Annotated in this window: 6 protein-coding genes; 1 reads left to right on the top strand and 5 read right to left on the bottom strand. The window is 72.0% G+C overall.

The window, feature by feature from the left end:
- The 5 genes from ACFW2E_RS24125 to rsmH form a co-directional block, all read right to left on the bottom strand.
- Nucleotides 1-230: Mur ligase domain-containing protein (locus ACFW2E_RS24125; protein WP_384469153.1), on the bottom strand; the 230-nt coding region annotated here is incomplete at its 3' end.
- A gap of 4 nt (nt 231-234) precedes the next feature.
- Nucleotides 235-1890, bottom strand: a complete 1656-nt coding sequence (locus ACFW2E_RS24130) for a UDP-N-acetylmuramoyl-L-alanyl-D-glutamate--2,6-diaminopimelate ligase (protein ID WP_384469154.1) — start codon at nt 1888-1890, stop codon at nt 235-237.
- Nucleotides 1891-1930: 40 nt separating this feature from the next.
- The gene (locus tag ACFW2E_RS24135; RefSeq protein WP_384469155.1) at nt 1931-3895 is read right to left on the bottom strand and encodes a peptidoglycan D,D-transpeptidase FtsI family protein; all 1965 of its coding nucleotides are present in this window, start codon (nt 3893-3895) and stop codon (nt 1931-1933) included.
- Between the two features lie 5 nt (nt 3896-3900).
- Entirely contained in the window at nt 3901-4440 is a 540-nt protein-coding gene (locus ACFW2E_RS24140; RefSeq protein WP_384469156.1) for a septum formation initiator family protein, read from the bottom strand.
- A gap of 33 nt (nt 4441-4473) precedes the next feature.
- A complete protein-coding gene (rsmH, locus tag ACFW2E_RS24145; protein WP_384469157.1) occupies nt 4474-5430 on the bottom strand; it encodes a 16S rRNA (cytosine(1402)-N(4))-methyltransferase RsmH in 957 nt (318 codons plus the stop codon).
- Between the two features lie 421 nt (nt 5431-5851).
- Here rsmH and ACFW2E_RS24150 point away from each other — a divergent pair, with 421 nt between their 5' ends.
- Nucleotides 5852-6400: a beta-class carbonic anhydrase gene (locus ACFW2E_RS24150; protein ID WP_384469158.1), complete on the top strand. Its 549-nt coding sequence runs from the start codon at nt 5852-5854 to the stop codon at nt 6398-6400.
- The last annotated feature ends 80 nt before the right edge of the window (nt 6401-6480 follow it).

Consider the following 6480-nt stretch of genomic DNA (forward strand, 5'->3'; position numbering starts at 1 on the left):
ACGCCGACGGGTCGCGACGCCCGTACGGCGACCGCGCCCGCCTCGCCGACGGCCGCCGCGATGGCGTGGCCGTCCACGCGCTCGCCGTCTCCGGCGGCGAAGAGGCTGCCGGGCTCCACCTCTCGGGAGTCCCGGACGACGGGTCCGGTGACCTGGACGGACGGATCCGGTATGTCGTGCGTCTGCCCGCCGACGACTGCTGCGATCTCGGCGAGGGAGAGGGCGATCACAAGTTCATCCCTGAGTCTTCTGGATAGCTTCGCGAAGCACCTGGCGGTCGTCGAAGGGACGGACCACTCCGGCGATGTCCTGGCCCTGCTCGTGGCCCTTGCCCGCGACCAGCACGGTGTCTCCGGGGTGTGCGCGGCCGACGGCGGCGGCGATCGCGGCGGCCCGGTCCTCGAACAGGAGCACCTCGCCGCGCTCGTGCGCGGGCACCGAGGCGGCGCCCCCGAGCATGGCCGCGAGGATCGCCAGGGGATCCTCGGAGCGGGGGTTGTCGGAGGTCAGCACGGCCGTGTCGGCGAGCCGGGCCGCGGCGGCTCCCATCGGGGCGCGCTTGGTCGTGTCGCGGTCGCCGCCGCAGCCGAGGACGACGTGCAGCCGCCCCTTGGTGACCTTGCGCAGTGCCTTGAGCACCGACTCGACCGCGTCGGTCTTGTGGGCGTAGTCGACGACCGCGAGGTAGGGCTGTCCGGCGTCCACCCGCTCCAGCCGGCCCGGCACACCGGGTACGGCGGCGACGCCGTCGGCGGCGGTCTGCGGGTCGAGACCCGCGGCGGCGAGCGCGACGACGGCGGCGAGGGTGTTCGCCACGTTGAAGGGGCCCGGCAGCGGCGACTTGGCGGCGATCCGCACGCCCCCGGGCCCGACGACGGTGAACGTCGAGTCCATCGGGCCGATGCGGACGTCCTGCGCGCGCCAGTCGGCGTCGGGGTGGCCCTCGGCGGAGTAGGTGACCACCGGGACGCCGGCCTCCTGGGCGAGCCGGCGGCCGTACTCGTCGTCGACGTTGATCACACCGCGTTTGCTCCGGCGCGGCGTGAACAGCTGCGCCTTGGCCCGGTAGTAGTCCTCCATGTCGGAGTGGAACTCCATGTGTTCCGGGCTGAGGTTGGTGAAGACCGCGATGTCGAAGACGCACCCGTCGACCCGGCCGAGGACCAGGGCGTGGCTGGAGACCTCCATGGCGACCGCGTCGACGCCGCGCTCGCGCATGACCGCGAACAGGGCCTGGAGGTCGGTGGCCTCGGGGGTGGTGCGCTCGGACTTGATGCGCTCGTCGCCGATGCGCATCTCGACCGTGCCGACCAGGCCGGTGGACCGGACCGTCCTGAGACCGCCCTCGACGAGGTAGGCGGTGGTGGTCTTGCCGGAGGTGCCGGTGATGCCGATCTGGAGCAGATCGTTGCCGGGGCGGCCGTAGATCGTGGCCGCCAGCTCTCCCATCCGGCCGCGCGGGTCGTCGACGACCAGGACCGGCAGACCGCTCGCTGCGGCGCGCTCGGCGCCCGTCCGGTCGGTCAGCACGGCGACCGCGCCCAGGCCGACGGCCTGGGTGACGAAGTCGGCGCCGTGCAGGCGGGCGCCCGGAAGGGCGGCGTACACGTCGCCGGGGCGGACGGCGCGCGAGTCGTGGGTGATCCCCGTGACGTCGGCGGTGCGCTCCGGTGCGGCGGCACCCAGCTGATCGGCGAGCTCCGCGAGAGGTGTGGCGGAGACCTGAACCGGTCGTGGCGGTCCCGGATAGGTCACGGAAGCGCCCTTCTGGGTGGTTTGGGACTGATCAGCGTGTGGCACGGCGGTGAGCGTACCGGGCGCACCCGCTCCGGAGCGAAGCGAGGGGCCGGAGGGGTCGTGGTTCCCGGGATCTGGGGTGATCGTTCTCACGAGCTCGTTCCTGGTGGTCTGTGCGAGGTGCCGGTGCAGGTCAGGGCTTGTAGGAGACAGGCAGGTTCGCGGGCGGGGCCCCGGTCGGCGGGATCTGGAGGGTCTTCAGGGCGAACTCCATCACCTGCTTGTAGATGGGACCGCAGATCTGGCCGCCGAAGTAGCTGCCGCTGGTGGCGTTCTGGATGGCGCAGTACACGGTGATCCGCGGATTGTCCGCGGGTGCGAATCCGGCGAACGAAGAGGTGTATCCGCGGTACTTGCCGGTGGCCGGATCCACGCGGTTGGCCGTACCCGTCTTGCCCGCGACCCGGTAGCCGGGGATGCGCGCCCTGATGCCGGTGCCCTCCCGGTCGTCCACCACGGACTCCAGCATCTGGGCGAGAGCCTTCGCCGTCTTCTCGCCGACGACCCGCGTCTTCCCGGGCTTCGCCGCGGGGGTGAAGCGCCCGTCCGCCCCCTTGGTGCCGCGCACCAGGGTCGGCTCGATCCGCACGCCGCCGTTGGCGATCGTCGAGTAGACGGAGGCCGCCTGCATGGCGTTGAGGGACATGCCCTGGCCGAAAGGAATCGTGTACTGCTGCGACGTCGACCACTTGTCCGCGGGCGCGAGGATGCCCTTGGTCTCGCCGGGGAAGCCGAGCCCGGTGTAGCTGCCGATGCCGAACTTGCGCAGATACGAGTAGAGGACCTTGTTGGCCTCCGGCTGGGTCCTGCCGAGCTGGCCGGCGGCCAGAATGGTGCCGATGTTGCTGGACTTGGCGAGCACGCCGTTGAGCGTGAGGTGCCAGGTCGAGTGGTCGACGTCGTCCTGGAAGAGGCGGTCGCCGCGGTGCAGCCGGTTGGGCACGACGACATGGGTGAGGGGGGTGGCGGCGTTCTCCTCCAGTACGGCCGCCATCGACATGACCTTGGCGGTGGATCCGGGCTCGTAGGCGTCCTGGAGGGCGGCGTTGCCCATCGCGGCGGAGTCCGCCTTCGACAGGTCGTTGGGGTCGAAGCCGGGCGAGTCGGCCATGGCCAGGATCTCGCCGGTGCGGGTGTCCTGGACGATCACGTAGCCGCGGTCCGCCCTGGACTTCTTCACCTGCTGGTTGATCGCGTTCTGCGCGGCCCACTGGATGTCGCGGTCGATGGTGAGCTCGACGTCGGCGCCGGGCACGGCGGGGGTCTCGGTGGAGCCCACGGTGGGCACCTCGCGGCCGCCGGACTGGGCGTAGCGGATCTTTCCGTCCTTGCCGGTCAGCGCCTTGTTCAGTTGCTGCTCGATGCCGCCGCCGCCCTTGCCCTCGGCGTTGACCCAGCCGAGCAGGCCGGCGGCGAGGTCGCCGTTCGGGTACACGCGCTTGCTGCTGGGGTCGGAGAAGACACCGGCCAGGACGTTCACGGTGGACCTGTCGGTGGCCGCCTTCTTGGTGAGCGCGGTCCGCAGGTCCTTGATCTGGTTCCAGACCTGCGGTGTCTGCCGGCCGGCGAGCCTGACGTAGCGCAGGTCCTTGTTGGCCGGCCGCAACTTCCTGACCAGGGTGTCCTGGTCCTGCCCGACGATCGGCGCGAGGAGCGCGGCCGCCTGCTCGGGACCGTCGTCGATGCCGAGCTGCTTGCGGGTGAACATCGTCGGGTCGGCCGTGATGTCGTACGCGTCCTCGCTGATCGCCAGTGCCACGCCGTTGCGGTCGGTGATCCCGCCGCGCTCGGCGGCGAGGGTGTGGACGACATACCGGTTCTGCTCGGCCTTGGCGGCGTACGCGCTCGCGTCGACGGCCTGCACCTGCAGCAGCCGCACGACGAAGGCGAGCAGGACCAGGGTCAGCCCGAGGCTGACCATGCGCAGCCGGGGACGGGGGCTGCCGAGCCGCAGCGCACGCGGAGCCCCCGGGCGGACCTGCTGCGGGCGCCGGACCGGGCGGGCCCCGGGGCCGGGCTGCCGCCGGCCGCCGTTCCCGGGCCGGGGCGGCTTGGCGGGGCCGGGTACGCGGCGGCGCGGCGGTTCCCTGTCGGACACTTCCGTCACCTGCCGGGGGTCGTGGTCGTGGCGGGCCGGGGGGTGGAGGAGGGCGTCGGTGACGCCGGGGAGGCGGAGGGCCGGGCGCTCGGTGCCGACCGCCGGGCCGGGGACGCGGGGGCGGCGGGCAGGATCATCTCGGGCGGCAGGGGTGCGGTCGTCCTCGCGGTGGTCCGCCTCAGGGCGGCGGGGCTGGGGGCGCCCTTGACGGTGCCGTCGGGGCCGAGGAAGGCCGGGTCGCCGCCGGGCACCATGCCGAGTTCGCGGGCGCGGCGCTGGAGGGCGTCGGGGGCGGAGTAGGCGTCGATGTCCCGCTGGAGGGCCTGCTCCTCGTCGCTGAGGTTCTTGGTCTGTTTCTGGAGGTCGTCCAGTTTGAAGGAGCCTTCGCTGAGGGCCGAGTTCAGTACCAGCAGACCGATGAGGCCGCCGCCGAGGAGCAGGACGACGAGGAAGACGAACGGGGTGCGGGCCGCCTGTTTGCGCCCGGCCGGGAAGAGCCGCGCGAGTCGCGCGGCCCTTCCCTTCAGTTCGGGTTTCCTACTCACATGTCCTCCGGTGAGTTCGGGTACCCAACTCACTCACTCGGCGTCCTCCCTGATGCGCTGGGCCCCGCGCAGCCTCGCCGGAGCCGCCCGGCGGTTCTCGGCGATCTCTTCCTCGGTGGGAAGTTCGGCACCGCGCGTGAGCAGCTTGAGCCGGGGCTGGTAGCGCTCGGGCACGACCGGCAGCCCGGGCGGGGCGGTGGAGGCGGCGCCGGCCGCGAACACCTGCTTGACCAGACGGTCCTCCAGCGAGTGGTACGACAGGACGGCGATCCGTCCGCCCACGTCGAGCGCCTTCACCGCGGCCGGGATCGCCCGCTCCAGGACGGACAGCTCGCCGTTGACCTCGATCCGCAGCGCCTGGAAGGTGCGCTTGGCGGGGTTGCCCCCGGTGCGCTTGGCGGCCTGCGGCAGGGCGTCCCTGATCAGCTCCACGAGCCGCGCGCTGTTGCTGAACGGCTCCTTCTCGCGCTCGCGCACGATCGCGCCCACGATGCGCTTGGCCTGCTTCTCCTCGCCGTACGCCCGCAGGATCCGGACCAGTTCGCCCGCCGGGTAGGTGTTGAGGACCTCGGCGGCGCTGATACCGGCCGTCTGGTCCATCCGCATGTCGAGGGGGGCGTCCTGGGCGTAGGCGAAGCCCCGGTCGGCCTCGTCCAGCTGCATGGAGGAGACCCCGAGGTCGAACAGGACGCCCTGCACCCGCGGGATGCCGAGTCTGCCCAGTACGTCCGGGAGCTCGTCGTACACGGCGTGCACGAGGGTGGCGCGCTCGCCGAAGGGCGCGAGCCGCTCCCCGGACAGCCGCAGGGCCTCCTTGTCCCGGTCGAGGGCGACGAGCCGGGCCTCGGGGAAGCGGGTCAGCAGCGCCTCGCTGTGGCCGCCGAGGCCCAGGGTGCAGTCGACGACCACCGCTCCCGGCCGCTCCAGGGCGGGCGCCAGCAGATCCAGGCACCGCTGGAGCATCACCGGGACGTGTCGACTCTGGCTCAAGGGGGCCTCTCAGGTCCGGCGCGGCCCGTACGCACCGCCGGGTCCCCGCCCGCTCGTGAAGGGGAGGCCTGCCGGCGCCGGAAGCGTCAGCCGACCGGGAGCGGGAGGAGGCCGAGCCGTACGTACGCGCCGCGCACGTGGGGAGACGGTCCGGGTGGGTGCCGGTGCCTCCGGGGAATTCAGTCCAGCGGGGAGAGTCTCGCCTCCCGCTTCGCGTCACTTTAGTCCACCCTGTCGCGCGGTCAATCAACCGGCCTGCGCGTCGCGCAGCACGCCTCGACAGGGGTCGCGCTTCGACGGAAATCACCCGTCCGGCACCCGTTTGCCCTCCGTGTGGGTTAGCTCACAACAAGCCACGATGACGTTCTTTGTCCACACTCACAACAGGCTCGGGCCGCAGGTGACCAGTACCGTCATGGGTATGACGACTTCCGCAGCAGTTCCCACTGGATCCGAAGGCGCCATAACCAGCGGCGGCACCGTGACGGAGCGCCTGGTGGAGGCCAACCGGCGGTACTCCGAGGCCTTCACCGACCCCGGCATGGACGCCCGGCCCGTTCTGCAGGTCGCCGTCGTGGCGTGCATGGACGCCCGCCTCGACCTGCACGCCGCGCTGGGCCTGGAACTCGGTGACTGCCACACCATCCGCAACGCGGGCGGTGTCGTCACCGACGACGTGATCCGCTCGCTCACCATCAGCCAGCGCAAGCTGGGCACGCGCAGCATCGTCCTCATCCACCACACCGGCTGCGGCCTCGAGGCCCTCACCGAGGACTTCCGCACCGACCTGGAGATGGAGGTCGGCCAGCGCCCGGCATGGGCCGTGGAGTCCTTCCGGGACGTCGACCAGGACGTACGGCAGTCCATGCAGCGGGTGCGCACCTCGCCGTTCCTCCTGCACACCGACGACGTGCGCGGTTTCGTGTTCGACGTCAGGACGGGTCTGCTGCGCGAGATCGACCCGGCCTGACCGGCCCGCCCACTCCGGAAGATCCCGGCGAGCGGCCGCGCCAGGCCGGGGGGAAAAGGCCGAAAACCGCCCACGGTGGG

Origin of the sequence: Streptomyces sp. NPDC058964 (genome assembly GCF_042741275.1) — a bacterium.
In the GTDB taxonomy this organism is placed as follows: domain Bacteria; phylum Actinomycetota; class Actinomycetes; order Streptomycetales; family Streptomycetaceae; genus Streptomyces.

Coding starts and splice junctions, on each gene's coding strand:
- ACFW2E_RS24150 (WP_384469158.1), top strand. CDS start 5,852: ATGACGACTTCCGCAGCAGTTCCCACTGGATCCGAAGGCGCCATAACC.